Raw genomic sequence first — 263 nt, 5'->3', positions numbered from 1 at the left:
CCTGATCGCCGTAGGGCAGATTGAACATGCGGCTACGCAGGTTGGCCCAGGCAGCGGTGAGGCGCGCCATTGGGTGGCGGCTTCGGAAGGCGAGGCAGAAACAGGCGGCGGTGTCGCGCGCGAGATGATCCAGCACAGGCCCGGTCCAGCCCTGGGACAATTGGCTGTCGGCATGCAGGAACAGCAGCCAATCCCCCTGTGCCGCATCCGCCCCACGGCGCAGCTGCGCGCCGCGCGATGGCGGGCCGGTCACGACATCGGCC

Annotated in this window: 1 protein-coding gene; it reads right to left on the bottom strand. The window is 69.6% G+C overall.

What is annotated here, in order from left to right; genetic code table 11:
- Nucleotides 1-263 (bottom strand): glycosyltransferase (locus Q4528_RS14265; RefSeq protein WP_303522282.1); only part of this gene is annotated, 263 nt, incomplete at both ends.

The sequence above is a fragment of the Staphylococcus pasteuri genome (assembly GCF_030547725.1).
Classification (GTDB): Bacteria; Bacillota; Bacilli; order Staphylococcales; family Staphylococcaceae; genus Staphylococcus; species Staphylococcus pasteuri.
The sequence above is the reverse complement of the archived record's forward strand: the minus strand, read 5'-3'. Positions and strand labels throughout refer to the sequence as shown.